Annotated in this window: 30 protein-coding genes; 21 read left to right on the forward strand and 9 right to left on the reverse strand. The window is 41.6% G+C overall.

Going from position 1 to position 26,516, the window contains the following annotated elements:
- Positions 1-28: 28 nt before the first annotated feature.
- Positions 29-1,999, reverse strand: coding sequence for an ATP-binding cassette domain-containing protein (locus GNIT_RS16580; RefSeq protein ID WP_014110465.1), 1,971 nt, complete (start codon positions 1,997-1,999; stop codon positions 29-31).
- 204 nt (positions 2,000-2,203) lie between these two features.
- Here GNIT_RS16580 and GNIT_RS16585 point away from each other — a divergent pair, with 204 nt between their 5' ends.
- From GNIT_RS16585 to GNIT_RS16605, 5 genes are all read left to right on the forward strand, one after another.
- Positions 2,204-2,407 (forward strand): YheV family putative zinc ribbon protein, encoded by a 204-nt coding sequence (locus GNIT_RS16585; protein WP_014110466.1) that lies wholly within the window; start codon positions 2,204-2,206, stop codon positions 2,405-2,407.
- Positions 2,408-2,507: 100 nt separating this feature from the next.
- Complete coding sequence (locus GNIT_RS16590) at positions 2,508-3,332, forward strand: substrate-binding periplasmic protein (protein ID WP_158307657.1); 825 nt, start codon at positions 2,508-2,510, stop codon at positions 3,330-3,332.
- 184 nt (positions 3,333-3,516) lie between these two features.
- Entirely contained in the window at positions 3,517-4,194 is a 678-nt protein-coding gene (locus GNIT_RS16595) for a spermidine synthase (protein ID WP_014110468.1), read from the forward strand.
- A 77-nt stretch (positions 4,195-4,271) separates the two neighbouring features.
- Positions 4,272-4,967 carry a rhomboid family intramembrane serine protease gene (locus tag GNIT_RS16600; RefSeq protein WP_014110469.1) on the forward strand — a complete coding sequence of 232 codons (696 nt, stop codon included), beginning with the start codon at positions 4,272-4,274 and terminating at the stop codon, positions 4,965-4,967.
- Position 4,968: 1 nt separating this feature from the next.
- Positions 4,969-5,448 carry an acyl-CoA thioesterase gene (locus GNIT_RS16605; protein WP_014110470.1) on the forward strand — a complete coding sequence of 160 codons (480 nt, stop codon included), beginning with the start codon at positions 4,969-4,971 and terminating at the stop codon, positions 5,446-5,448.
- On the opposite strand, the gene GNIT_RS16610 is transcribed toward GNIT_RS16605, so the two are convergent.
- Positions 5,445-5,696, reverse strand: a complete 252-nt coding sequence (locus GNIT_RS16610; protein WP_014110471.1) for a SlyX family protein — start codon at positions 5,694-5,696, stop codon at positions 5,445-5,447. The two genes, GNIT_RS16605 and GNIT_RS16610, sit on opposite strands and share 4 nt — an antisense overlap.
- A 42-nt stretch (positions 5,697-5,738) precedes the next feature.
- Positions 5,739-6,716, reverse strand: coding sequence for a WD40 repeat domain-containing protein (locus GNIT_RS16615; protein WP_014110472.1), 978 nt, complete (start codon positions 6,714-6,716; stop codon positions 5,739-5,741).
- Positions 6,717-6,815: 99 nt separating this feature from the next.
- On the opposite strand from GNIT_RS16615, the gene fkpA reads away from it, so the two are divergent.
- Positions 6,816-7,604: an FKBP-type peptidyl-prolyl cis-trans isomerase gene (fkpA, locus tag GNIT_RS16620; RefSeq protein WP_014110473.1), complete on the forward strand. Its 789-nt coding sequence runs from the start codon at positions 6,816-6,818 to the stop codon at positions 7,602-7,604.
- A gap of 122 nt (positions 7,605-7,726) precedes the next feature.
- Here fkpA and GNIT_RS16625 read toward each other — a convergent pair whose 3' ends face one another.
- Positions 7,727-7,966 carry a hypothetical protein gene (locus GNIT_RS16625; protein WP_014110474.1) on the reverse strand — a complete coding sequence of 80 codons (240 nt, stop codon included), beginning with the start codon at positions 7,964-7,966 and terminating at the stop codon, positions 7,727-7,729.
- Between the two features lie 1,089 nt (positions 7,967-9,055).
- On the opposite strand from GNIT_RS16625, the gene GNIT_RS16630 reads away from it, so the two are divergent.
- Positions 9,056-9,271, forward strand: coding sequence for a hypothetical protein (locus tag GNIT_RS16630; RefSeq protein ID WP_014110475.1), 216 nt, complete (start codon positions 9,056-9,058; stop codon positions 9,269-9,271).
- A 1-nt stretch (position 9,272) separates the two neighbouring features.
- Here GNIT_RS16630 and GNIT_RS16635 read toward each other — a convergent pair whose 3' ends face one another.
- Both GNIT_RS16635 and GNIT_RS16640 read right to left on the reverse strand, forming a co-directional pair.
- Complete coding sequence (locus GNIT_RS16635) at positions 9,273-9,800, reverse strand: prepilin-type N-terminal cleavage/methylation domain-containing protein (RefSeq protein WP_014110476.1); 528 nt, start codon at positions 9,798-9,800, stop codon at positions 9,273-9,275.
- A 255-nt stretch (positions 9,801-10,055) separates the two neighbouring features.
- Positions 10,056-11,060 (reverse strand): aldolase/citrate lyase/malate synthase family protein, encoded by a 1,005-nt coding sequence (locus GNIT_RS16640; RefSeq protein ID WP_014110477.1) that lies wholly within the window; start codon positions 11,058-11,060, stop codon positions 10,056-10,058.
- 175 nt (positions 11,061-11,235) lie between these two features.
- On the opposite strand from GNIT_RS16640, the gene GNIT_RS16645 reads away from it, so the two are divergent.
- Complete coding sequence (locus tag GNIT_RS16645; protein ID WP_041246488.1) at positions 11,236-12,774, forward strand: DUF3612 domain-containing protein; 1,539 nt, start codon at positions 11,236-11,238, stop codon at positions 12,772-12,774.
- A gap of 84 nt (positions 12,775-12,858) precedes the next feature.
- On the opposite strand, the gene GNIT_RS16650 is transcribed toward GNIT_RS16645, so the two are convergent.
- Together GNIT_RS16650 and GNIT_RS16655 are read right to left on the reverse strand one after the other, a co-directional pair.
- A complete protein-coding gene (locus GNIT_RS16650) occupies positions 12,859-13,452 on the reverse strand; it encodes a DUF502 domain-containing protein (protein WP_014110480.1) in 594 nt (197 codons plus the stop codon).
- 76 nt (positions 13,453-13,528) lie between these two features.
- A complete protein-coding gene (locus GNIT_RS16655; protein WP_014110481.1) occupies positions 13,529-14,581 on the reverse strand; it encodes a mechanosensitive ion channel family protein in 1,053 nt (350 codons plus the stop codon).
- A gap of 344 nt (positions 14,582-14,925) precedes the next feature.
- Here GNIT_RS16655 and GNIT_RS17950 point away from each other — a divergent pair, with 344 nt between their 5' ends.
- The 5 genes from GNIT_RS17950 (at position 14,926) to GNIT_RS16675 (ending at position 18,051) form a co-directional block, all read left to right on the forward strand.
- Positions 14,926-15,102 carry a DUF1328 domain-containing protein gene (locus tag GNIT_RS17950; protein ID WP_014110482.1) on the forward strand — a complete coding sequence of 59 codons (177 nt, stop codon included), beginning with the start codon at positions 14,926-14,928 and terminating at the stop codon, positions 15,100-15,102.
- A gap of 92 nt (positions 15,103-15,194) precedes the next feature.
- Entirely contained in the window at positions 15,195-15,392 is a 198-nt protein-coding gene (locus GNIT_RS16665; RefSeq protein ID WP_014110483.1) for a hypothetical protein, read from the forward strand.
- 61 nt (positions 15,393-15,453) lie between these two features.
- The gene (locus tag GNIT_RS17955; RefSeq protein WP_014110484.1) at positions 15,454-15,600 is read left to right on the forward strand and encodes an entericidin A/B family lipoprotein; all 147 of its coding nucleotides are present in this window, start codon (positions 15,454-15,456) and stop codon (positions 15,598-15,600) included.
- A gap of 44 nt (positions 15,601-15,644) precedes the next feature.
- A complete protein-coding gene (locus GNIT_RS16670) occupies positions 15,645-16,544 on the forward strand; it encodes a mechanosensitive ion channel family protein (protein ID WP_014110485.1) in 900 nt (299 codons plus the stop codon).
- Positions 16,545-16,689: 145 nt separating this feature from the next.
- Entirely contained in the window at positions 16,690-18,051 is a 1,362-nt protein-coding gene (locus GNIT_RS16675) for a DUF2254 domain-containing protein (RefSeq protein ID WP_014110486.1), read from the forward strand.
- Between the two features lie 73 nt (positions 18,052-18,124).
- Here the strand turns inward: GNIT_RS16675 and GNIT_RS16680 are convergent, their stop codons facing one another.
- A complete protein-coding gene (locus GNIT_RS16680) occupies positions 18,125-18,568 on the reverse strand; it encodes a DUF2177 family protein (protein ID WP_014110487.1) in 444 nt (147 codons plus the stop codon).
- 285 nt (positions 18,569-18,853) lie between these two features.
- Here GNIT_RS16680 and GNIT_RS16685 point away from each other — a divergent pair, with 285 nt between their 5' ends.
- From GNIT_RS16685 to GNIT_RS16715, 8 genes are all read left to right on the forward strand, one after another.
- Complete coding sequence (locus GNIT_RS16685; protein WP_014110488.1) at positions 18,854-20,191, forward strand: sigma-54-dependent transcriptional regulator; 1,338 nt, start codon at positions 18,854-18,856, stop codon at positions 20,189-20,191.
- A complete protein-coding gene (locus GNIT_RS16690) occupies positions 20,188-20,433 on the forward strand; it encodes a histidine kinase dimerization/phospho-acceptor domain-containing protein (protein WP_014110489.1) in 246 nt (81 codons plus the stop codon). The genes GNIT_RS16685 and GNIT_RS16690 overlap by 4 nt, the downstream gene beginning before the upstream one ends.
- Complete coding sequence (locus GNIT_RS16695) at positions 20,430-21,920, forward strand: sensor histidine kinase (RefSeq protein ID WP_014110490.1); 1,491 nt, start codon at positions 20,430-20,432, stop codon at positions 21,918-21,920. Before GNIT_RS16690 ends, GNIT_RS16695 begins: the two co-directional genes overlap by 4 nt.
- Positions 21,921-21,935: 15 nt before the next feature.
- Positions 21,936-22,418 (forward strand): response regulator, encoded by a 483-nt coding sequence (locus GNIT_RS16700; protein ID WP_014110491.1) that lies wholly within the window; start codon positions 21,936-21,938, stop codon positions 22,416-22,418.
- A 26-nt stretch (positions 22,419-22,444) separates the two neighbouring features.
- Entirely contained in the window at positions 22,445-22,783 is a 339-nt protein-coding gene (locus GNIT_RS17780; protein ID WP_049786954.1) for a response regulator, read from the forward strand.
- Entirely contained in the window at positions 22,764-24,431 is a 1,668-nt protein-coding gene (locus GNIT_RS16705) for a response regulator (RefSeq protein WP_049786955.1), read from the forward strand. The genes GNIT_RS17780 and GNIT_RS16705 overlap by 20 nt, the downstream gene beginning before the upstream one ends.
- A 212-nt stretch (positions 24,432-24,643) precedes the next feature.
- Complete coding sequence (gdhA, locus tag GNIT_RS16710; RefSeq protein WP_014110492.1) at positions 24,644-25,978, forward strand: NADP-specific glutamate dehydrogenase; 1,335 nt, start codon at positions 24,644-24,646, stop codon at positions 25,976-25,978.
- Between the two features lie 46 nt (positions 25,979-26,024).
- Positions 26,025-26,453: a hemerythrin domain-containing protein gene (locus GNIT_RS16715; protein WP_014110493.1), complete on the forward strand. Its 429-nt coding sequence runs from the start codon at positions 26,025-26,027 to the stop codon at positions 26,451-26,453.
- Positions 26,454-26,516 lie beyond the last annotated feature (63 nt).

Raw genomic sequence — 26,516 nt, forward strand, 5'->3', positions numbered from 1 at the left:
TTCTTGTGCAACTATATCCCCTTTATACTTATAAACTTTTTTCAAATTCAGTTGAAGCTACTTCTAATTTTTCTTGCGCATCAAGCCACAACAATTCAGCTTCCTCTAACTGCGCTTTGTAACTCGCCTGCTTACTTAATACGTCAGTGAGTCTATTTTTGTTTTCAGCATCGTATAAAGTAGTATCACTTAATTCTACTTCCAACTCAGTCAATTGCTGAGTGCAATTTTCCATGCGCTTTTCTTCTTTACTAATAACATCACGAAATTGCTTAGTGGCATGTCGAAACTCAGCTTCCATTCGCTTACGCGTTTTTCTGTCAACTTCACTCGCCGCTTTTTGAGGTGTAGCACCTGAATTTGAATCATTACCTGCGGCAGAACTATTGCTTGCGCCAGTGCTCAATTTGTCATTTGTTTTATTGCTGTTGGCACTGCTAAACAACCATTTTTTGTAGTCATCGAGATCGCCATCAAATGTGCTCACTGCACCACTATCCACCAAGTAGAACTCATCGCATACCGAGGACAGCAAAAACCTATCGTGTGAGACCAATACCATCGCGCCTTCAAAAGCTTGCAGCGCGAAGGTTAGGGCATGCCGCATTTCCATATCTAAGTGGTTAGTTGGTTCATCGAGCAGTAATAAGTTCGGCTTTTGGAAAACAACTAAGGCTAGTACTAATCTTGCTTTTTCACCACCGGACATAGGCGCAACGGGCTTTAAGGCCTCGTCACCGTGAAAGCCAAAGCCACCTAAATAGTCTCTTATTTGCTGTTCTGTTAGGGTTTTATCCAAGCGAAAAATATGATCATAAGCCGAACTTTGTAAGTGTAACAATTCAACTTGATGCTGCGCAAAATAGCCAATGGTCAAGCCTGCCGATGTTTCGTATTCACCTCGTAAAGGTGTCAACTCTTCAGCTAATAATTTAATGAAAGTTGACTTACCCGCGCCGTTTTTACCCAATAAACCGATGCGACTACCGGGAACCAAGTTCATTTTCACCTGTTTTAAAATGACATTATCAGCATAACCCACCTGCACTTCTTCCATTCGCACTAATGGATTAGGCAGCTTTTCCGGCGGTTTAAATGAAAACTGAAATCCTGAGGTTTGATGCACGGGTAAAATATCCTGCATTTTTTCAAGTTGTTTCATTCTGCTTTGAGCTTGTTTAGCTTTACTTGCTTTGGCTTTAAAACGAGTTATGAAAGAATTTAAGTGCGCTTTTTTGCGCTCTTGCTTCTCATATTCGCTGGCTTGCAGACGCATACGCTCAGCACGTTGTCTCTCATAGCTCGAATAATTCCCCGAGTAGCTGATTAAATTCTGCTGCTCAAAACTGATAATCGTATTCACGCAGGCATCAATAAAGGATTTGTCGTGGGAGATGAGTAGCAAGGTGCCTTTGTAGCGCTGTATCCAAGTTTCGAGCCAAATTACGGCATCTAAATCGAGGTGGTTAGTGGGTTCATCCAGAAGCAATAAATCCGAATCACACAGCAGAGCTTGCGCCAAATTTAAGCGCATTCTCCATCCACCAGAAAAGCTACTGACAGGCAATTGAAGCTGTTCGTTTTTAAAGCCTAGTCCTGACAAAATGGTTGAGGCTCTCGCTTCAACATCATAAGCGCCAAGTTGGGCAAGCAAATCATGTAAATGGCCGATTTTATCGCCATCATGGGCAATTTCGGCTTCTGCAAGTTCAGCCTGCAATTGACGCAGCCTTGTATCGCCATCAATAGCATAATCGATTGCTGAACGTTTAGTACCCGGCGTTTCTTGTGCCACCGACACAATATGCCACCCTTTGGGTACTAAGCAGTCACCCATGTCAGCCTGAAGTTCGCCGCGAAGCAATCCGAATAAGGTTGACTTTCCACATCCATTCGCACCGATCACGCCTACTTTGTGGCCCGGATAAATTTCTACATTGGCTTGCTTGATTAGTTCTTTAACACCGCGCTGTAGCGACAAGTTTTGTATTTGAATCATTTATTAGTTACGGCTTCTTAACGAGTTATACAGAAAGGCTCATGGCTATAGGATACCATTCAACAGTCTGGGTCAAAAGAACAATAAAAACGCTGAATAGCTTGGCACAGGATGGACTAGTACAAAGATAAATAGATAAGTTTTTGCACTGTTCCTGAGTCATCCGCGTATACTAGGCAAATCTCCTGAAAACTAGAGAGGGTTATGAGTAATAAAAACCGTAAAAGATTCATTGCTGGTGCTACGTGCCCATCATGTAAAAGCCTCGATTCATTGATGTTATTTTTCGAAAACAACGTTGAGAAATTAGCTTGTGTGAAATGCGATTATAAAGAAACACAAACAGATAAAAATGTGACCTCTGCTACCAGAGCGTCCGAGAGTGTCATCGGTGTTTTTAAACCCTAGGTGCAATGAAGTTTTCTTGCTCAGCCATGATTAAAGTGTTATTTTTTTGAGAAATATGTGATTCAAGGACGAATGCGGCTCTACTTTCAAGGTAATACGCTTGCTGACTCGTACTTTGTTATTTTTCATAATCTCGTTTGACCTGTTCGCAAGTGAACGGGCACTGGTGATATACACCGAAGAGTTCCCCCCTTATAACTTCTCAGTAAATAACGAAATAACCGGAATCAATATACTTCTGGTGAAAGCCGCTTGCGAAGAAGCACAAATTAAATGTGTTTTTCAAATACTACCATGGAACAGAGCAATGAGAATGGCCTTAGAAGGGCCCAACACAGCCCTAGTATCGACCGCTAGAACCGCAGAGCGTGAGGATTTGTTTCAATGGGTGGGGCCATTCATATCAGGCCAAAACTGCATTTATAAGTTAGCCAGTAGAACCGACATTGATATTCCAAATATTGATGCTGCAAAAAACTATATCATGGGGGCCTCAACAGACTCAGCCTATAAAGAAACACTGGCGAGTTTGGGCTTTAAAGAAGGCAAGAACCTTAATTTATATCAAGGGAAATATAGTCAATTGCGCCCGTTCGCAGCGCAAAGAGTAGACTTAATTATTGGCTCAGCTACCAGTATCCAATTGCAACTTAGTCATGGAGAGCTAGAATTAGAAGAGATAATTCCAGTCGCAAAAATTGATAGTAATTTGCATCACAGGAATTATCTGGCACTACACCCAGCAATCGATAAAGACGTCATCGACAAACTTCAGTCATCGCTAGAACGCCTTATTACCTCCGGTACAGCAGGCAAATTTGAACTTGAATTTGTAAAACCTATTGCCGCCGGTTCACCGACTAACGAGAACTCTGCTCTTTGGAATTCTTGCATGAAAGAACGTCAACCGTTGAGCATCCAATAATAAATCAAGCGAAAATCAAGGGAAAAAATCAAGGGGTCAGGTTACTTGAAACGCCATCGTTTCAAGTAACCTGACCCCTTGATTTCGTTTTATATCTTGCTTGTTGGAGGCAAGTAAGGTGAACTGTGCTAATCTGATTAACACGCGTAGCGTCACGCAAAATAAATATTTACAAAGGCAAATTATGGTCCCGTGGGTTGAACTAGGTAAAGCGCAAATTCCGAACAATGGCGGTGAGTTAAAATTTTCACAGCGTGGTGAGGAGTTTTCTATTCGACTGTCAGGTATTCGCGGCGAATTGATGAATAGTCGCGTTTACAATTCAGAGAAAGAGCTTTCTCGACTCGGTTGTGCTCATTTGAAGTCAACGAACAAGGCGCACGTGTTAGTAGGCGGTTTAGGTATGGGATATACCTTAGCTGCTGCACTTAATATGGTTAATGACAGTGCCCAAGTTACCGTGGCTGAACTCATTCCTGAAGTTGTTACTTGGAATCAGGGCCCACTAGGTAATTGCGCAGGAAACCCACTAAATGACCCACGCACAAAAGTGCACGTTGGCGACGTTAAAGAGCAGTTAATATCCCATCAACCCACCTTTGATGCCGTCCTACTTGATGTCGATAACGGCCCAGAAGGCTTAACTCAATCCGACAATAATTGGATTTATTCACCAGCCGGTCTGCAAGATATCTATAAGATGCTGCGACCGAAAGGCGTATTAGCGATATGGTCGGCAGGTCCAGATCGTTTGTTCTCTTTAAGACTAAAAAAAGCGGGGTTTGAGGTAAGCACACAGGTTGTGAGAGCGCGCCCGGGAAAAGGCAGCAAACACACCATTTTTCTCGCAAAGAAGCGCTAGAAAGGTCCTCTGTGGAAAGTCGGTAAAATCAAATAAAGGTAGCTTGCTATTTTTTTATTTGCCCTCAAATTATACAAATGAAAAAACTATCGCTCAAAAATAGTATCTTAATAACCGCTTTCACTGTCGGCATTATCTGGTGCATCAAATCCTCTGAATTTATATTTCATATAGATCTCTCTTGGCTCGGCGTTTACCCTCAAACTATACATGGTTTATTAGGAATATTAGCGGCACCGCTCATTCACGGCTCCTTAGAACATATTTTCAACAATACCTTACCAATGCTCGTATTAGGTACTTTACTGCTATATGGTTACCCCAAAAGTCGCTGGCGCGTTTTGGCGACAATATGGATACTCTCTGGAGTTGGGGTTTGGCTGTTTGGTCGAGAAAGCTATCACATAGGTGCAAGTGGATTAACCCATGGTGTATTTTTCTACTTACTGGTAGTCAGTATGTTTCGTCGCGATAAACGCTCAGTAGCTATAATGATGACAGCATTCTTTCTGTATGGTGGTATGACAATGACTATTTTTCCTAGAGAAGAAGGTATTTCGTTTGAATATCATTTCTTTGGTGCCCTTGCTGGTGCGTTTAGCGCTGTACTTTGGCACTCGCTTGACCCTAAGCCAAAAATGAAAACCTATGAATGGGAAAAACAACCAGAAAGCGATGATCCGATTATTGGCGACGCATGGCAAATAAATGAACAATCCATAGATCCGAACATCCAAGGACACTCTCACAGCAGCCATAAGGAAAAACATTAGTATGGACCGAGCAAACACGGAAGTAACAAGCCTACCTCCCTTTGAATTATTATTGCGAGTTAGATATTCAGAATGCGATGCTCAAGAAGTCGTGTTTAACGCAAGATACGCTGACTATGCAGACTTAGCAGCTACGGAATTTATGCGTGAAGTCATCGGTGGTTACCAAGCCATGATAGGTCAAGGGCTCGACAACCAAGTAGTAAATTTACAAATCAGCTGGCAAAACTCCGCTAAATTCGACGATGTTTTGTGTTTGTCGGTGCATACCACTCACGTTGGTAACACCTCATTCACAATGCAGATCACAATGAGTGATTGGCTAAGCAAGCGAGCCATCGCAACCGCAGAAATTGTCTATGTGATGCTATCTTCGGCGAGTTTTACTAAAATACCCGTCCCCCAGATAATCAAAGAGCAGCTGCTAAAGGGAGCGCCAGGAAAGCGCACAAATTTAGCCGGAATTCATATAGATACTTAATAATGGGGCGGTAAATCATCCCCCTGATCGGTGTCAGAATCAGCTACTTGCAGTGTTTTTATTTTGTCGACTAAACCTTTTAGCAGGTGTGCTTGACGGTCAAGCATGTATTGCTGGCTGGTAACTATCTCATTTAGTTGATCAAAATTATCCTCTTGATACGCTATTTTAAATTCAAGCTGCTCTATGGCAGCTTTCATTTGCTCAATAGTATCATCGGCGGTGTTGTTGCCTGTTTTATCCGTCACTTAATTTTCTCTTTTACTTAATTTATTGTTGTATTAATACTGCTATTTATAAGCCCAATACTCTAAGTTACCGCTGCTTGAAATTGACAATACTTCGTTATCAAGAAAGCCAACGCCGTAAACAACTGCAGACTGTGGAGCAGGACCGTCCGAAGGCGCAACTCGCCATTCTTTGATTAACTCTCCTGTTTGAACATTCCAAAGCGCCAATCGCTTTGCAGGAGAACCAGTTAGTAAGTATTTACCATCATTCGAAAATCTAGCACTCGTAAAAACCCACTGCCGCTCAATAAAATGCAGTTGGCTAATGGCCTTCCCCGTTTGTGCATCCCAAATTTGACTGTCATCTAGGCTGTCCGAAGTAAACAAGAACCGAGCCTCATCATCAATCGCAACCTTTGTAACTCGGTTAGCATGGTTAAAAACATGAACTATCTGTCCGCTGTCGGTATCCCATAAATAGGCTTTGTAATCGTTGCTTCCTGTCAGCGCATATTTTCCGTTGGGTGAAATATCAACGGTATTTACTTTTTCTTCATGTCCTAAAAACTCGAGACTTCTTCCGGTTTCTGGCTCAAAAAACATCACGTTGCCGTTTGCCTTTCCTACCAAAATCCCTCTACCCTGATTACTGACAGCGATGTCTCGGATGGTGGATTCATCTATGCGCCAAAAGCCCAAAGGGTCGCCACTGGCCTTATTCCACAGAGCAAAGTTCTCATTGTCTGCCGTAACTACGTGGGATTCGTCAGCCGAAATATGAATGTTGGCAACAATATTGCGGCCTTCTTCTTGGTGCCGCCAACTGAATAAGGTTTTGTTTTGCGCTAGCGACCAAACAGAAATATCGGCATTGACCCTTGAAATAACGGCGAAGTCACCCGAGTTACTAATATCGGCAGCATAAACTCCGCTGTCTGAAATAGGTAATTTAGTGTCAGGTTCGGTTTCAGGAACAGAGCAACCTGCACAAATAAGTACAAAAAGGCAACCAAACGGAAAAAAGACTGTCTTATTCATTTAAAAATGGGTTTCGCTTTTAGTTTCACACGTTTACTATTAGCAGAGTATATCTTGAATCACAACTAACAGCATAACGCTGATTATGGAGAAAATGGAATGAAGAAGGCTACATTAGCCCTAGCAGTATTGTCAGCACTGGCTTTAACTGCTTGTCAGAAACAAGAAGCAACTGACAAAACTGCAACTGAAGCGACGACAGAAGTAAAAGCTGAAGCTTCAACTGCAAAAACTTACACTACTGAAAAAGAGCAGCACTCTTACGCATTAGGTGCGAGCATGGGTTTGTTTGCTCAGAATAGACTTGGTCAACAAAAAGATCTTGGCATCGATTATGATGAAGCAGCCTTGATGGCCGGTTTTAAAGATGGTCTTGCAAACACAACGCAATATACAGTTCCTGAGTTACAAGAACTAACTCGTGCTTCGGACATGAAACTTAAGACGGCGCAGGACGAAAAGGCAAACGCAGCTTCTGTTACCAACGTGGCCGAAGGGGCAGCTTATTTAGCTGAAAATGCGAAGAAAGAAGGTGTTACTACAACGGCTTCAGGCCTTCAGTATGAAGTGCTAACTCAAGGCGAGGGCAAAAGCCCTGCGTCGGAAACATCAACAGTGAAAGTACATTACAAAGGTACGTTGTTAGACGGCACTGAATTTGATTCATCTTATAGCCGTGGCGAACCTGCTACTTTCCCATTAAATAGAGTAATTCCGGGTTGGACTGAAGGCGTTCAGCTAATGAAAGAAGGGTCTACGTATCGCTTTACAATCCCATCAGACTTAGCATACGGAGAGCGCGCAACGGGTAACATCACGCCAAACTCAACGCTTATTTTTGATGTAGAGTTATTGGAAGTAATTGAGCCTGAAGCAGAAGCACAGTAATCGGGATAGATCGTTCGCTACACAATTAAAAATTGCAGCGTTCGAGATAGCATAACTGTTAACAGCCACACATTGTGGCTGTAGTAAAAAATAACCCTCTTCTTGAATGCAGTATCGTATTCTTAGAGGGTTATTTCTTTTCTACCGCGCCTAAGTATCTTTCTACCCAAGTACGCACCCAAGAGGCCAAACACAGCGACGAGTAGAGTGCTGTTTGAAGCAGGCAGTAAGAATGACGCCAGTAATGCGTATCCGATCGAAAACAAGCTCGTGATAAAAATGACGAACCCGATGACCAGAACCACTTGCTCTGCCGAAGACATCGGCTGAAGTTGCTCTCTGTTTTGATCGTTTATATGCATTATTGTGTTACTCCGTTTCTTGTAGGTGCTTTGCTAAAAGCTTTGCTGTTTGGCGATGATAAAATCTCTTTTTCGTTTTGCAAAAATCCTTTTAAGTATTTCTTATTATACTAATCTACGGACACTCTTATGTATTAGTTTACAAATTCTTTGTTTAGTTCAACTTAAGTGGTCAATTTATAACCAGACCTTAAGAGGTGTGTGTCGCTATAATTTTAAAACAAACAGACTAACCACCGCCAAAATAACAAATAACTTCTTGTTTAAGTTGATAATTTTTAGTCCGCACGTTTAGCCACCGTTTTCCACAACAAGTCTAACAAACTAAATGTCAAGATTCATTTTTAATCACATCTTACTAACATTTTTTAAATGTAACGTTAAAAGTACACGTATAAAAAATCATAAGCTGATAGTTTAAGTACGGCGACGCTTTAAGTTGTTGCTTTAAGTGTGTCTGCCGCGAAAAGTCAACAAATGCTAAAAGGAAAAGCGATAACGGAATTGACGTTGCAGTAACGTTTTCTGCCTTAGCAAATAATGAGGATGTTGTCAGGGTCTATCATTGTGTCGATTTGCACATTGTTAAAAGATTTAATGACCATGAACTATAGTTATGAGTATGGTTCTTTTGAACCCTAATTAACGCTTCATTTTTTATTCCATTTCACACTTGCTAAATATTGCCCAATCAAACTTAATTAATCAAAATCGTATATGCCTGTTAACAATACTAGTGTCTAAAATTGGATAGAAGTACCGGTATGCTCGGCAGCATGCCAACCATCGCCATCACGCCGGTAAGTAATACAAAAGCTGGATTTACTAGCGTTGAGGCGAAAGGGTAGACCAAGTGATCCTCAATTACGATTAGGGAAAAGGTCTTATGGAGGCAAAGAGCGCGAGACTGCAGACTTTTTCAACACTATATCTATAGTTTAACAAATGGGATATTAGCGATATCAATCTAAAGGTAACAGATTCAAGAGCCTGAAATAATCTGCACTTTTGATATAACTTCTTAGCTTGACTCAAGAGCCAAAATGACGAAGATAGGCAACCCTTTCAAGCACGAGAATATTTTGTTCTATGATTAATGAAATTCGCTATCAATTTGCCTCCGCTTCGGTCGCTAATCGGTTTTTAAACGAACTAAAGCACTGGTCAAAGGCTGATGTGCAGGCCAAACTATTCAAAGCGTCCAATTCTGTTTCAGTCTCTTATGAATATGAGCTCGGAAAATTTGATTATACTTGTTCCGACCTTGATGACTTAGCGAGTCAGCATGAAGGTACTGAAATTTAAACTAACAACCTGATGTTACATACTCAATGCTCGGCGATGCTCCCAAGCTAGTTGCTCTGTCGTAAATTAAATAACAGTTTGTGGGCGAAATATGCGTAAAATTAACGTATACATTAGACCTTCCTCCAATGGCCGCTGTCGTAAGATAAAATCGTGTGCGTGCAAAATTAGTAGACCACGTCCATTCAGTGATGAAAGAACTGTCCATTACCTTAGATACTCCATTTTCGCGTGACCCACTCGGGTAACCGAATCTGGTTTCAATATCTGTTACGCCATCTCCGTCTAAATCAACAAATCCAGTAGCTAAATTATCTACACCTTGAACTATCGCTTTGGCATACACTAGCTGACTTGCCGAAGTAATTGCGCCACCCATACCTTTAAGTGCTGCAATTTTCGCGTCACTACTCACGTTAATAAAACGCGGAGCTGCGACTACAGCCAAAATACCTAAAATGACAATAACAATGATAAGTTCGATTAGGGTAAAGCCTTTATTCTTGTTTTTTTGCTGGTTTTTCTGCATGTACGGTGCTTTCCTTGCTTTGTATTTAAATACTGTTGATAGATTGATAGCCGCTGCCCCCAACTAATTTAGCTACCAGTTTAGAGATAATAACAGAAAGGAAATGATCATTATTACAGCGACAAGAGCACGTTGTTATAAGAAACAATAATTATAGGCTGAAAATAACAAATTTTTAAAAAAAAGCAGACCAAAAGAAACTCGATCTGCCTTAGCATAATAACTAATATTTCATTAGCGATTTTGCAAACTTGACTAGGCAGTAATGATCTCTTCAATACGCTTCATCATTTTTGGCGTAAAGCTGCCATTTTCGAGTAGCAATGAAGTTTGTTTGTTTTGCTTTTCAGTGATTGCGGAATTGCGAGTTATCAAGCTCGTTACAACAGCATCCACGATCACTTGTGGAGCCAGCGCACTCTTATTATCCCGCATAAGCTCTGTCACCAAGAATTGATTAGCACAACGGACCTGCACTGGTAGTTGGTTGTTGATGCAGTAGTCATCGCCATTTAAGTCGGTAAACGTTGCATCATTATGCATTTTACAGCTGGTTTGCTGTCCTTTTACAATTGTGACCGTTTGCAAATCGCCACGCAAAAACGACTGGAGGTTTCTATAAGCTTGGATTTTACTTTCACCATCAATCTGCACTGCATTAAAGTCAACAACAATTGGATCGTTCGTTTCAACTAAAATGTCTTGAATACCAGCGCTGTCTGTTGCACCGCGCTCACCATTTCGGTCAAAGATAAGCTCAACGTGCAAACCCTCTGGAGATTGCTGGAGCACAACAGAGTCTGGTGAACATTTATGGCCACACAAGGCCACAAACTGACTAGGATTAGCTAGACCTGCTTGGCTCCCATCATCAAAAAACGCAAGCAAGTGATGATAATAAACAACATAATTTTTTACATCTGAATGTGAGCCCGAAGCCAATGCGAAGTGCCTATCCAAATATGCTTTTGATTCAGAAGATGCGCCTTCAGACTCAAATAAACTGCTCCATTGGCTGTTAGCAGCTTGAATAAGTTGCTGGCGATCGATTACAGGTGCAATTCTTGTGTTTGCCGCCAAAACATTATCCTCTGCTTCATTTATAAAAGCATTCGGCTGGCTTGCATAGTCACAAATCAGTTTTTCCAGTGCTTGCCAGAAGACATTTGCCTCAATGCCGCACGTTGGCAACACATCTTCATTGATGAAGGTGTGAAAGCCCTGATGAATTTGACTGTATTTCAAAGCTGGCATGTTCATGTGTATATCCCCTAATTTTTGACAAGTAACCCAGACCTGTTGATCTATGGTGAAGCAAGTAACGCTTAAAAAGTCTCTTTACTTGACTTGTTATAGAGCATAAGGTAAATATTTATAAAATTTCACAATTAAAATTATACAGTGTTAATTTTACAAATTGGGTGGAGTATAAAAAGTGAAAAATACAAAATCATTGATTCGAAAATCGCATTTGATGGGGACAAAAATTCGCAACTTGCGAAAGCGTAACAATCTAACAATGGAAGACTTATCTGCCCGTTGTATTAGAGTAAACGCAGAAATTGCTCCCTCGGTATCCTATTTATCAATGATTGAGCGCGGTAAACGCGTTCCGAGCGAAGATATGTTGACGGTCATCGCCTCTGTATTTCAAAAACCCATGGATTGGTTTTTAGATGATGTTCCTGAAGAAAAATCTATTACACCGGTGAAGGGCAGCCGCGGTGGTATCAGTGGCATAGCGCTTGAACCGAGTTTTCTTTTTTCAAATGAAATCTTGCAAATTGCTATCCCTGAAATGTTGTCACAAACCGGCACGAGTGGACGCCAATTTGCCCATTTACTTATTCGTGCGCACCAAGAGCACCATCAAAATCATTTTCCAGATTTAGAACGAGCGGCTGAAGAAGTGGGTTTGAAACGCATGCCGCTGAGCGTCGATGATTTATTTGAAATTGTCAAACAGCAGGGCTTAACGATAAAGTGGTTTAAAAAATTACCCGCCGCGATAGCGAAAGAACTCGGCGCTACAACATCCAACAGCAATAACGGTTTAGTCACCAGCTTTTTTGATTCTCCTGGTACCATTTATATTAATCAAATATTAAAGTCGTTTACCAACCGTTTAAAATACGATCTTGCCGTGCATATTGGGCACAGTGTCCTACATAACAAAGACGGTTTAAAAAGCGTATTATTAACGGGCCTTAACCCCAACAATACGCTGTCAGACGATGACAGTTATTCAAAGCAGTCTTCCACTTTGAATGCACAAGATATATTGCATGCATGGCGTGACTTTGAATCGAGCTTTTTTGCAGGAGCACTTCTTTGCCCGAAAGTTCCTTTTAGACAATTGCTTGATCGCCACGGTTACGAAATCAAAACGCATGAGCAAGTTGGGGTATCGGCTTCCGTTGCTATGCGCCGAATGACGGCCGTTTCCTCTTATCGCCATTGGCACTATTTTGATGCTTACGCGCCCGGGAAACTCAAAGCGGTATATCGTGGTAATGGGATCCCACTCCCGTGGGGAAACATGCGAGAAGTTGAAGACCCTTGTCAACACTGGGCTGTATTTCGCATGATAAATGCACCGGTTGCTGGCAGCAGTGCACAAATATCGATTCTAAATGTGGGCGACGAACCCAGAATTTACTGTTGCGAATCAACCAATGTAAAAGACATGGCAGACAACAATCACGTGTTGTGTACAGGTATTGACTTAAATCCTGCTATTGATGCCCAAGGCGGCGATTCAGCGTCTATTGCAGAGGACTTGAAACAAGCCTGTGTGAAAGGCGGAGGTTCGTCCGCGATCCCCAACAGTATTAAGTCGCAATTATCTAGTGTGGCTCGAATTTTAAATATCAACTGGGTTGAACGCGGCATTGAAACTGACGCGCGGCTTATCTGTGCTCGAGGCGCAGTGTGCCCCAGAAAGCCAAGCTGTTACAGCAAGTGCAGCGGCTGATTGATAGCAACGACTCACCTGTTCTAGCAACAAACAAGCGTTTTAAAAGAGACGGAGCGTTAGCATGTATTCAGGTTACCGTTCTTAGCTCGTTTTTGTTGATGACTTGCTTGGCTTAATCGAGTTACCTCCGGTAACTGCGATGCGCATGGCTGTTTCAACATCAACTGACAGTTCAGTTATTTTATTGGCATCCAAATACAAGGTATAACCGCCTATTTGGTAACTGAAAGGAATATAAACAGCAATCTTGCTTTGTTTTGGAAATAAGACCTCAGCAACGGAATCACCGGTAATAAAGCCAATTAAATGTACACCGTCGGATATTTCTACCGAAACCGCTTTTTTTGTATTTTGGTCTTTCTTAATTTGAAACAAATCGACCGCATCTTTAATGGCACCAAATAAGGTTTTAATCAACGGCACTCTATCAAACAAGGTGTTTGCATGTTCGATAACCAGCCTCACCACATATAGGTTCACCACTATGCCGATTGATGCCAATACCAACAATGCAAGTCCAATGCCTAGCCCGGGAAAATAGTAGGCATTAGGTATAAGAGGAGACAGTAAACTCTCTGTAGTATTGATAAGCCAAGTCAATAAATAAATTGTGATTACGAAAGGGAGTACAGTGAGTAGTCCTTTAATAACCAGTATGAAGATTTTGTTAAACATAGCGTTACGGTAGCCCAATTAGTATTTGCCGCGGTATGCTAGCGCGAATACGTTGAAAAGCCGAGATAAAAGATGTTTACAAGATATTATCGCCTTGCTCTGGGGCTCTCGCTTGGTCCGCTTGTTTGCGGATATCATCATTGTCGCTAGTCAGGTCTTCGTCATGAGACGCGCTGTCGCGGCTGTTTGTGTCGGACTGTTGTTTTATAGAGTTGTTATGTGGCGCACTCTTTGCGCTGCTGGCGCCACGATTATCAGCATCCCGATTAATCGTAATTCCTTCTGGAAAAATAATCTCCCTCGCGTCGTCTGGCATACTAATATTTGCCTGTGAAAAAGCCTTCATCATGTTTTTGATTGCGAGTGAGCGCACTTTCAATAAGCTGTGCTTATGCGTATTAGCCCAAAAATACACGGCTAAATTGTACGTTGATGAGCCAAGTTCTTGAACAAGCACCTGCGGTTCTGGCTCAGCAAGAATAACATCCATTTTTGTTAATACTTGCAAACCAATATCCTGCGCCACTGAAGGATCGTTGTCATAGCCAATACCTATAATAAACTTACCTCGGGTGTTTGGGTTTGCCGTTAAGTTGCGGATGGTGTTCTTATACACTGTCGCATTTGGAATTTGGATGTGGTTTCCATCAAAATCTACCAGCGTGGTTGCGCGAGCCGTCACTTGTTTAACAATGCCCAAATGGCCGCTTACCTCTATTACTTCCCCTAACTTGAAAGGCTTCTGAATATTTAATAACAGACTAGACATAAAGTTTTCTGCTATATCTTTGAAAGCAAACCCGATTATTAAGCCCGCCACGCCAGTACCGCTCAGTAGTGCAATAGCAAAAGCGCTTAATCCAACCAAGCGTAAAAACAAATAAAAACCAAACAAGATAACAATTGCACTGATTATTCGACGAATCACGAGTTGAATTAAGGCACTAGAATGCGCGTAGGTAAGCGGCTTCACAAGCCACTTTGATATCGGTGCTGATAAAAAATAAAAGCCGAATAACAGAATAATACCCAAGGCAATTTGTGGGAGATTCGCAATGAATTCGGCGTAATATGTTTGCATATCTTGCACTAGAATCTGCGTTTCACTTACCGGGTTTTCTAAAATCATGCGAGACTAATCCTTATCACTTAGGCCGTCCTTGAATAAGCTTACCGGATTTGCTGACGACGTGGCTCTACATACTAATTCTTAGTGCTGATGATTGCTATTACTTCTAGCAACATAAGAAAATCCGCTCGATAACTCAATTTAACCAAATCCTGACACGAAAGCTCTGCCAACTTACACAAAAGAGCAGGTAAATTTTTCTGAGTTACTCTGTAAAAAATTCTGAACACCCGCTCTAAAAATTTAAATTGAACATATAAGTCAATGCAATCAATGACTTAAATTTTGGCATCTTATTCGCATACTACTTAATGAACGTCTATAGATTCACAAGGAGAAATATCATGTTGAGTTGGGCAATTCTATTTTTCATCATCGCTATTATTGCGGGTGTATTGGGATTTGGTGGTATCGCTGGAGCAGCATCCGGTATCGCTCAAATATTGTTTTTCATCTTTCTAGCGCTACTTGTCATCTCTTTGGTGGTAAACGCTCTGAGAGGGAAAGACCCATCTGTATAAAGTGACACAAACACGTCGCAAAGATTCATAAAGCGATTGGATTAACAGCAGTATATTAAACAAACACTCAATAAAACGTATAAGGATAAATTATGAAAATTTCATTTAAACAGTTAGGCACATTGTTACTCGCAGCAGTTTTTGCATTCACACTATCTGCGTGTTCAGAGGGACCGGCCGAAGAAGCAGGCGAAAAGCTAGACGAAATAGCTGAAGATGCAGGGAATGCAGTCGAAGATGCTTGCGAAGATGTTAAAGAAGCAACTGAAGCGAAAGACAAAGATTGCTAATTAAAATACGCCCTGCACTTTTATTAAAGATGCGGGGCATTTTACTTTCAGGAGAATCACAATGTTAGACAAGTTAAAAACACTCACTCAATTATCAATTTCGCTACTATTTTTATGTTTAGCCGGTTGCGCAACTATCGAAGGCGCGGGTGAAGACATTGAGTCAGTGGGCGAAATCATTCAAGAGTCAGCAGAAAATAATAATTAAGATGGACCGTAACGGTAAAAACAGGATCAAAGAGAGGATATGTTTTGGAATTCGGAGCGATTAACAACTTTTGGACGCTGATAAATGGCAAAGTTGACTCATGGCTAGAAACGGGCATTAAAATTCTACCTAATATAGTAGTTGCTCTTGTCGTAGTCCTTGCTTTTGCAATTTTTGCTAGACTCACATCCCGAATTGTATCCAAAATTTTGCATGGTGCGTTTGAATCGAGACAGATTGCTGACTTACTCAGTGCAATGTCCAAAGTGGTTGTTTTTGTTGCAGGCGTTTTTATCGCGCTCGAGTTTTTGGGTCTCACTGGGACAGTTACATCCCTATTAGCTGGCGCAGGAATTCTCGGTTTAGCTATCGGCTTTGCATTCCAAGACATGACGGAAAACCTCATAGCGGGCATTGCTATGGGCATCCGAAAACCATTTCAAATTGGCGATGTGCTCGAAGCGGAGGGGGTTTTCGGCACTGTCAAATCGATCAATCTCAGAAACACGGTTGTAGAAACGTTTTTTGGTCAGCTAGAAATTATTCCAAATAAAATACTGTTCAGAAATATAGTGACTAATTACACTACTACTGGCGAAAGGCGTATTGAAATTCCTGTAGGTATCTCATACGCGGACGATGTCATGCACGCCGCTGAGGTTATCAAAAGCGCATTGAGTGAACAAAAATTTGTAACTAAAAAAGATGACTTAAACGTATTTGCCGAAGGCTTTGGCGACAGCAGTGTGAATCTGGTGATCTGGTTCTGGATAAAATACCCGGGACACACTGGGTTTATGAAGGCAAGACATGAGGCTGTCCACCTCATTCACCAAACCCTAATGGAGAACGATATTTTAATTCCGTTCCCAATACGTACGCTTGATTTTGGTGCGAAGGGCGGTGAGAAGTTAAATACCATGTTGTCACAAAAAGATGATTAGAGTCAGGGTTCAACTTAGAAAGTCGATACAGTTTGCCTCGGCTTTTGGAAAATAACTATTATCCAATAAATTATGTGTATGATATGAATATTAAAAGCCAAAGCGGACTGAATAAAATGAACGCTAAATACGCACGAACTCAGCCGTGAATGAATCGAAACAGCAGTATTCAGCTTGGCATTTTCGCTTTTGGCTGATCAACTTACAAAAAATAGCTAGCATAATCGGCGGCAGTTTTTGGTTTATTCCATCCATCCTAATCTCGATAGCAGCTATCGCCGGCGTGATATTGCCAAAAATCCCCTTGCCGGAATTCTTTACAACAGCGCTTGACCATCTCTTCGTTATTGTCGATTTAGAAGACTCTCTGGAAGTAGTGAAGCTTATTGCGTCCTCCACAATTACTATTACCAGCATCGCCTTTTCTATGACGGTTGTGGCCTTAGTCATGGCGTCTAATCAATTCGGTCCTCGGCTAATAGAAAACTTCATGCAAAACAAGTGGACCCAGTTGGTCCTTGGGATTTTTACTTCCACTTTTGTTTTCTGTTTGGTTGTTATCAGCAAAATTAACGTCAGCAGCGAAGCACCTTATTATCCGCAGTTTGCGATCGTAATCGCCGTCATACTCGCCGTCATTTGTGTATTCGTGCTCATCTTTTTTATTCACCATGTCGCAACCTCAATTCGTGCTGACAACGTCGTTAAACAAATATCCTCCTCAATGATGAACGACATTCGCACCTTACAATGCGAAAGTAAGCGTGTTCACGCATTTAAGTCGATAATAGAATTAGAAAACTATACATATAAGCTGAACATCATTTCAAAATGCGATGGCTATATTCAGGCAGTCGAATATCACCAAATTCTGGATACTGCTATACAGTTCGATGGGCTTATTATAATGCAGCGCAGAGCGGGCCAATATATAGTGCCGGGAACACCAATTGCAGTTTTATACAATAATTCAGGAATACCCAGCTCAATCTCGCTAGATAGTGCCTTGGTTATTGGTCAAGAAAGAACGTCATTACAAGACACCTTGTACGCGATTAACCAACTGGTTGAAATGGCTCTCCGGGCCCTATCACCAAGCATGAATGACCCTTTCACTGCAATAAATTGCATTGATAGACTCGCTTCAGGATTGGCTTCATTTACCGAGGAAAACTTACCAAAAACATCAATAGTCGACGACAATAACGAATTACGTATGATCACTAACGAAGCAACTTTTCACGATTTGTTCAAAGGTGCTTTCAATCAAATCCGACAGAATAGCGTCAGTCATACATTTGTTGTTATACATCTATTAGACACCTTTATCACGCTACTGAAAGCCTGCGACAGTCAAGCCCATATGTGTGAGGCAGTTAGCACGCAGGTAAAATCAATCAAGCAGTATCAAGATCAAAACAGTATCTTCTACAACGAAGAAGACAATGCACAGTTCGATGAGCGCATTGCCGAGCTTGAAGTACTCATGGAAGAAAGCGACTGTTAATTGCGAAGTAGTAAGATTAAGAAAAAACTGAGTGGCTATAATGACATAACCACTGCAAGGTCTAAGTGCGTTTTTACATTACAGATTCTTTTTTATGCTTTGACTCTTTGTATGCATCCCATTTCATGGCGATGAATCCAACCATTGCTGAAATAGTAGTAATTGATGTTCCCCACATCCAATCTTGTAACGTAATTCCAATCGGCCATGCTTCGAGCAAAGCGTAGTTAGTTAGATTGTATGCACCATAGCTCGCTAGCCCGAGAGTAAACGCATTAACAAACACCCGAAGGTAAGTTGGCTTGCTTCCATTAAAAATTGCTAAGCGTAAAATACACGCAGAATAGCCTATGTAAAAAACAACCCAAGGCCACAGATTTACGCTCTCACGCATCAAGTGACCAATGCTTGATGTATAATCACTGCGAGTCACTACCCCAAGCCATATGGCATCTGCAATCACATAAGTAAGTAAAATACCGAGATAAGCAATCCCTATTGTTTTGCTATTGTTCATGAGCCACCCTCCTTTTTCTGTCTGGCGAAAATAAAAAGCTATATTTCATGTAAATCTCCTATAATGAAAAGTTAGCATACGGACTAAAAAATAGAGCACAAATCGAGCCAATCGCATCATATGCAGTAAGGCAATGAAAGCTATGCATATTTTTTATGATTGAGATATAATCACCGGCTTTAGCGTGTAACAATTACAGGGTTTTTTACTGGCACTTTCATCGCATTATTGCCGCTCTGAAAATATTTTGTAAGTTCATAATTTCACTACCAAAAGGGAGCACCAGTGAAATCTATTTTACTAATCGATGATGACGTTGAATTCACACAAGTCGCAACTCACATTATCGAGTTCCTAGGCCATATGGTTTCAGTCGCGGATAGCGTAGCGGAAGCTAAAGAATGGTTAGAACACAACGAATTTGATCATCTCCTTATTGACTTCATGTTGCCTGATGGCAGTGGATTGCACGTTTACGAGCATTTGCAAACAAAACCCAGACAGCCTCGAGTTACCTTCATCACAGGTAACCCAAAAATTAAATCAGCAATCAGTCACATCGTTGGGCCTTCTGTAAATTATATAATGAAGCCCATTGAGCGAGAAGATTTAGAAAAAATTCTTAACCCTAAGAAAGCAGAGGCAATTAAAGCGCAAAAGAAAACTAGCGCTAAATTATCACAGGCTCATTTTAACTGCTTAATTGGCGAGTCAGCGTCAATGCAAAAGTTGTACAAAATGATAGAGCGTGTTGCTGCCAGTGATGCCAACGTTATGTTGATGGGTGAAAGTGGCGTAGGCAAAGAATTAGTAGCACAAGCCATTCATAACGCCAGTGATTCTAATGGTGATCTAATAGCAACAAACTGCGGTGGCTTATCAAAAGAACTCATTGGTAGCGAGTTGTTTGGGCATGAAAAAGGGGCATTCACCGGCGCTATTGGACAAAAGAAAGGCGTATTTGAGCGCGCAGTTGACGGCAGTTTGTTTTTAGATGAAGTCACCGAAATGCCGATCGACATGCAGCCTAACTTACTGCGCGTGCTTGAAACGCGCCGGGTTAATCGCGTTGGTGGAACACAAGAAATCCCTGTTAATTGTCGAGTCATAAGTGCCACCAATAGAACCCTAGAACAAATTGCGAACGAAAACATACTCAGAGAAGATATATATTTTCGTCTTGCTGTCTTTCCAATCGAAATACCACCGCTACGCGACCGTATTGAAGACATGCCGCTGTTAGTAAGTAGCTTCTTAGATCAACTAAATAAAGAGCACGGCGAAAACTTCGTAATCACTTCAGCTCAATTAGACAAGTTAGCAGCGCACGACTGGCCGGGCAATGTACGTGAGTTAAGACACACCCTGCACCGAGCGTTTATTATGAGTGAGCCCGGCTCAAGCTCATTAGACTTGCCCGCTACATTCGATTCGCCATTTTCACAGAAGGGAAAAGTGTCCTCTTCTATGAGTGCGGGGAAAACGATTGAAGAAGTAGAAAAAGCATTGATTTACGCGACGCTTGATGAGGTTGACGGCAATAAAACAATGGCCGCCGAGATGCTGGGTATTTCAACTAAAACGCTTTATAACCGTTTACATGCATACGGAGATAAAATATGAGCGATCTCAACCAACAAATTCACGATATCCGCAAACCATTGAACATTATTAGCATGCAGGCAGAGCTAATCAAAATGCTCACTGAGTCGAGTGAAAATAGCGCTAAGTTAGAAGCGTCAGCAAACAAAATTATTCAAAACTCGAAACACTGCAGTGAGCTATTGCAGCACTTATTTGAGAGCATATCTGCTGAGCAGCAAGGTGACAAAGCGACACTAAATGAAAAACACAAGGGTGAATGACCTTGAATAAAGTGTCGAAACTTCTTTCTCCCTATTCAACCGGTACGTGGATATTTATATCTCTACTTCTTCTAGTACTCATTGCCAGCAACACTTATGTGAGTCGCATTACTATCAATGAGCTCACCGAGTTACATCAAGATATAAGCCAAACATCAGAAGTTGTCGCACTCTTAGAAGAGATGCATGTAAACTTACTCACAGCAGAATCTGGTCAGCGTGGTTTTTTGCTTACCGACGACGAGCGCTATTTGACCCATTATCGAGAAGCTGTTCGCCGCGTTCGTAAGCTATTGGAAGAATCTCTTACGCTAAATCCAAAAGTCACAGGACAAACCGCCGCGATTGAAAAGCTAAGGAGTCTGATTGAGAAAAAAGTTAAGGAATTGGACATCACCGTCGCGCATGCCCAAGAAAATTATTTATCTCAAGCATTCCGCATTGCTGAAACAGATGAAGGCCGTATTCTCTATGATGAAATACACAGCTTATTTGAACGAATAAAACTCGCTGAAAGTGCACTAGGCAAGAAACAGGTTGATCAGCTTCAGAACGCTACCGTTGTATCTAGCAAAAACTTAACAATTTCATTTTTTACGAGTCTCGTTTTAGTTGTCGGTGTGTTTATGCTCGCCTTAGTGAATATTCGAAATCAATCTCAGCGTGAACAAGAGATGGAGGCGCAGAATGATCGGCTCAAACTCGCGGTAGATGAACGCACAAAAGAGCTGTCATTATTTTCAGATGAACTCAGTAGGAGCAATAGGGAGCTTGAAGATTTTGCGTTTGTAGCTTCCCATGATCTGCAGGAACCTTTACGCAAAATTATGGCCTTTGGCGACAGACTAGAAACACAGTCAGAAAATCTAAGCGACAAACAACGTGATTTCTTAAAGCGGATGCGGAGCGCTGCCGGCAGAATGAGCGTGCTAATTAGTGACCTTTTGGAATTTTCTAGAATCACAACAAGAGGTCGACCTTTCCAGTCAGTCGATCTAAATATAGTCGTTCAAGACTGCATTGATGATTTACAGGTGCTCATAGAAGAAAGCAATTGCTCAATCAACGTTGAAACTTTACCATCGATCGTCGCTGATCCAACACAAATGCAGCAGTTGCTGTTTAATCTTATTGCCAATGCAATTAAGTTTTCTCAAAACGAATCGCAGCCTATGGTTAAGATTTCGGTCGAAACTGTCGAACAGCCAGAGGCGATAGATATTGAAGGCTTAACAGGATGGTTTCGTCTTACTGTTGCCGATAATGGTATTGGATTTGAGCAAGAATATGCAAACAAGATCTTCGCACCCTTCCAACGTTTACACAGTCGCGATAGCTTTAAAGGCACGGGGATCGGATTAGCCATATGTCGACGAATTGTAGAACGTCATAATGGAACAATAGACGCACAAGGTGAAACTGATAAGGGCGCTGTTTTCTGTGTGACTTTGCCCGCTGATAATTTTTTATTCAGTTTGAAGCCATAACTTAAAGGAAATAAGATGCAAACGCGCAATAACATTCAAGTCCCGTTTACGATCATTTTGGCGGATGACGATGAAGACGATAGACTGCTTGCACAAGACGCAATGGAAGCTGCTGGCGCAACCTATCAATGTCATACCGTATGTGATGGGCAAGAACTACTCGACTATTTGCGCTGCACTGGCAAATACAAAGATAAGCCAGTGAGCAATCGACCAAGCGTGATTTTGCTCGATTTAAACATGCCAATACTAGACGGAAGAGAAACCTTACGTTTACTCAAAGAGGATCCTGGATTCTCCAACATTCCGGTGGTTATTCTGTCTACTAGCGCTGCTGATGAGGATATCAGTGAAGGTTACGGTTTAGGTGCTGCTTCTTATATGGTGAAACCAAATGATTTTAGTACCTTGGTAGAGATGATGAAATGCTTCAACAAGTATTGGTTCGACTATGCCTCAATTCCGCACCTTATCAGCAATACTTCGCCAAATAACTAATTACATTTGTATCTTGGAAGTGACTATTGGAAAACGTTAGATCAGTTTTAATAATCGATGACGACAGCGACGATGTGTTTTTGATCGAAGATCGTCTTTGTCAAATGTTGCCTGGCGAATGTCACTTTGTCTCTTGCTCTGAAAAACAGGAAGCCATAGATTTTTTGAAGGAACGAACCTTCGATCTCTGTATATTAGACTATAGACTTGCAGGTTACGAAGGTTTAGAAATACTAGACGCTGTTGCAAATGCAGAACTAGCGACGCCTATTATTATGCTAACCGGACAAAACGACGATGAAGTTGCAAAAAGAGCAATAAAAAAGTGGTGCTCAAGATTTTGTCATGAAATCTTCAATAGATGAGGATGTTTTTGAAAAATCTGTGCGTTACGCTGTTTCACGGAAAGAGCTCGAATTTGCGCGCGCAATGAGTCAACGCAATGCAGCAGAAAATACGGCAAAAGATAAATTTATAGCGCATTTGAGTCACGAATTACGAACACCGCTAACATCTATTTTAGGCTATACATCAATACTGTTAGAAAATGACAAAACCATTCCTTTTCAAAATGAACTCAAAGTCATCTCCAATAACGGCAAACATCTACTTAATTTACTTAATGATGTACTCGACCTATCAAAAATAGCCGCCGACAAATTTGAATTAAGAGAAAAGCCAACAAATTTGCAAGAGCTGCTCATTGAGGTGAACAGTTTATTAACCGTCAGCGCCATTGATAAAGGTTTAGCATTAGCATTTCACAGCCAAACAAAGTTACCGGAAAACATTAGTTTAGACGATCTCCGTTTTAAACAAATACTCGTTAATCTCATTGGCAATGCAATTAAGTTTACCGATGTAGGAGGCGTCAGCGTTAACATTTCGCTTATGACTGTTGATACTGAGAATATACTGAAATTTCAGATTGTAGACACCGGGATCGGAATGGCTGAACAGCAGATTAACAGTATATTTGTGCCCTTCAAACAAGTAGAAGACGTCTACAATCGCAAGGCTGGCGGGGCTGGTTTAGGTTTATCCATCACGGCTGAAATAGTAAAGCAAATGGGCGGCAAACTTGAGGTGAAATCAGAGATAGGAAACGGCTCTATATTTACCCTGAGCGTGCCTTGTAAATTGCTTGGTGACTCATTGATTGATTACGACTTTAATGTTGACTACAAAAGGGAAATAGAGACCAAATTACCCAAATTAACAGGCCGCGCTTTAGTTGTAGACGACGTTTTTGAAATTCGAGAATTGGCTGGTTACTTTGTTAAAAAGACAGGCGTCAAAGTTGAGTTTGCCAGCAATGGCGAGCAAGCACTGTTAAAAGTAGCTCAAGCGCAGCGCGAAAATAGCCCCTTCGACGTTATTTTTATGGATCTGCATATGCCCGTCCTCACTGGTGAAGAAACTGTTCAGATCCTGAGGAAAGAAGGAAATAAGGCAAACGTAGTTGCCATGACTGCAGCTTTGAATAAAGGCCTCTACAAGGACTTAACTCAACTCGGGTTTGACGCGTTGATAGCAAAACCCATTGATAAACTCGAAATCTGGAAAGTTTTAGAGAATGAGTTTTCGCAAACGGTAGCTCAAAATAAAGGGCAAGCCATACACAAAACTCAAACTAAGCCGCTCATCCATTTGGTCGAAGACGATATGGACAGCGCTAACATAATGCAAATGATGCTAGAACAACTCGACTATCGGGTATTACACTCTTCAACTGCAAAGCAAGCCATAGCTAACGCAGATGGAAAAAGTGGCGATACGATTGCGCTGCATTTACTCGATTTAGGACTTCCTGACTTGAAGGGGGAAGCATTTATTAGCGCATTTTTTGACAAACAAATAGCAGGAAAAGTATCAATTTTAAGCGGCAGTCAGCCTGACTCGGCTTTGCTCGAGCGCTTTCCCATTGTCGATCATTTAATTAAGCCCGTTAGTAAAGACATGCTTTGCGAATGGCTTCAAAAAAATTGTGATCCTAGCGATTTTGTCTCATAAATTCGAATTGTAATAATTTCCCTTTCACACTGTAACTATTTCTAGTTAACCGCGCCACCCTCTCCCAGTATCAAAAATTAACTATAAATTTCATATAGTTAAGATTTAAAATCCTTTGGCATAGTTATTGATACCATGAGTTAAAACACAAACTAATTATTAGCTATTTACACAGAATATGTTCGACGTTTTAGCAGCAAAAGAGGGTAGTAATGTCACTTTTTAATGAAACACTGAATTGGATTGAAGCGAGCTCGCCACACGAAAACGAATACTTACAAGCAGCTGAGGAAATTTGTGAATACATTGTTCCTATCGTTAATAGCAACGAAGCTTATAAAGCAAACAATGTGTTGCAGCGCATACTGGTGCCACAACGCGTAATCCAATTTGCGGTTGAATGGGAGGACGACAAGCATCAATGTCAAGTTAATACTGGGTGGCGCGTTCAGCACAGTAACGTTCTAGGCCCACACAAGGGAGGCACGCGCTTTCATCCACAGCTGAACCTTTCGATACTAAAATTTCTAGCTCTTGAGCAGAGCTTCAAAAATTCGCTTACCGGGCTTTCCTTAGGCGCAGGAAAGGGTGGTGCAGACTTTGACCCTACGCTGCGTTCAGAAAATGAAATAAGACGATTTTCAAAAGCGTATGCCAAAGGTCTCTATTCTCATATTGGTCCCACTACTGATGTTCCAGCCGGTGACATCAATGTATCCGCCAAAGAATTAGGCTACATGTTCGCTGAACAATTGCGAGCGACAGGTTCGTTCGCAGGCGATTTTTCAGGAAAGCCTCTCAGCTTGGGAGGAAGCAAGTTAAGAGTCGAAGCCACGGGTTACGGACTCCTCTATTTTGTAGCCAATATGCTTGAGCAAATCGATGAGTCTATGGAAGATAAGACGGTCACTATATCGGGCGCTGGGAATGTTGCGATTCATGCAGCCGAAAAAGCCATAGCAATGAATGCCAAAGTACTCACTCTATCAAACAGTCGTGGCGTATTCATTTGCGATCAAGGGCTGACTCAGGCGCATATCAACTGGTTGAAAGACAATAAAGGAAAAGTTGAAAATGCACTACAGGAACTTGCCAAGGAGCACGATGGCGAGTACCAAAAAGGCGCGCCATGGACCATGAAAGCTGATATTGCGCTGCCCTGTGCCACTCAAAATGAAATAGATGAGATTGACGCGCAGCAAATTGTAAAAAATACGCGTATTGCCTTGGTCGAGGGAGCAAATATGCCTTGCACTAAGCCTGCAATTGACAAGCTAACAGCGAGTAGCCTGCTGTATGCACCAGGCAAGGCGGCAAATGCAGGCGGCGTTATTCTATCTGCATTTGAAATGCAGCAAAACTCCGCCATGCGCTACGACTCCGAAGAAACCTTAGATGAAAGACTCCAACAAAGAATGCACGAAATACATAAAGCGTGCGTAACAGAGAGCAATCACTTGGGCAACGCGGATATAGACTACGTTCAGGGCGCCAACGTTGCTGGATTCAGAAAATTAGCCGACGCCCTTGTTGCATCAGGCTTTTAGCATAAATTTCATCCCTATTTTTAAATATACTTACTAGGAGACAGTAATGAAAATTTTCGAAGCACTACGCAAAGACCACGATAAACAGCGAGCCCTGCTAAAAATATTATTAGAAACACAGGGGGAGTCACCTACAAGGCAAGAATATTACCAGCAGCTCAAGGACGCGCTGGCAACTCACGCCATCGCAGAAGAACGATATTTCTATGCGCCTTTGATGCAGGCAGACGAAACCATCGCCCTATCTCGACATGGCGTTGCAGAACATCATCAAATAGATAAGTTAATTGCAAAGTTAGACGACACGGAAATGAGCTCACCAGCATGGCTAGCAGCTTTTAAACAGCTCACCGAAAAAGTGGAACACCATTTAGCTGAAGAGGAGCGTGAGTTTTTCCAGATGGCTGGCAAAGCGTTGTCAGAAAAGGAAAAGCATGACCTAGCAGAAGAATACTTAGCAGAAATGGGTTCTTAATAGCGAAACCTTTGCTCGGCGGTATTCTTAGTTTCTTAAGATACCGCCGAGAGAAACACAACT

Source organism: Glaciecola nitratireducens FR1064 (assembly GCF_000226565.1).
GTDB lineage: Bacteria > Pseudomonadota > Gammaproteobacteria > Enterobacterales > Alteromonadaceae > Glaciecola > Glaciecola nitratireducens.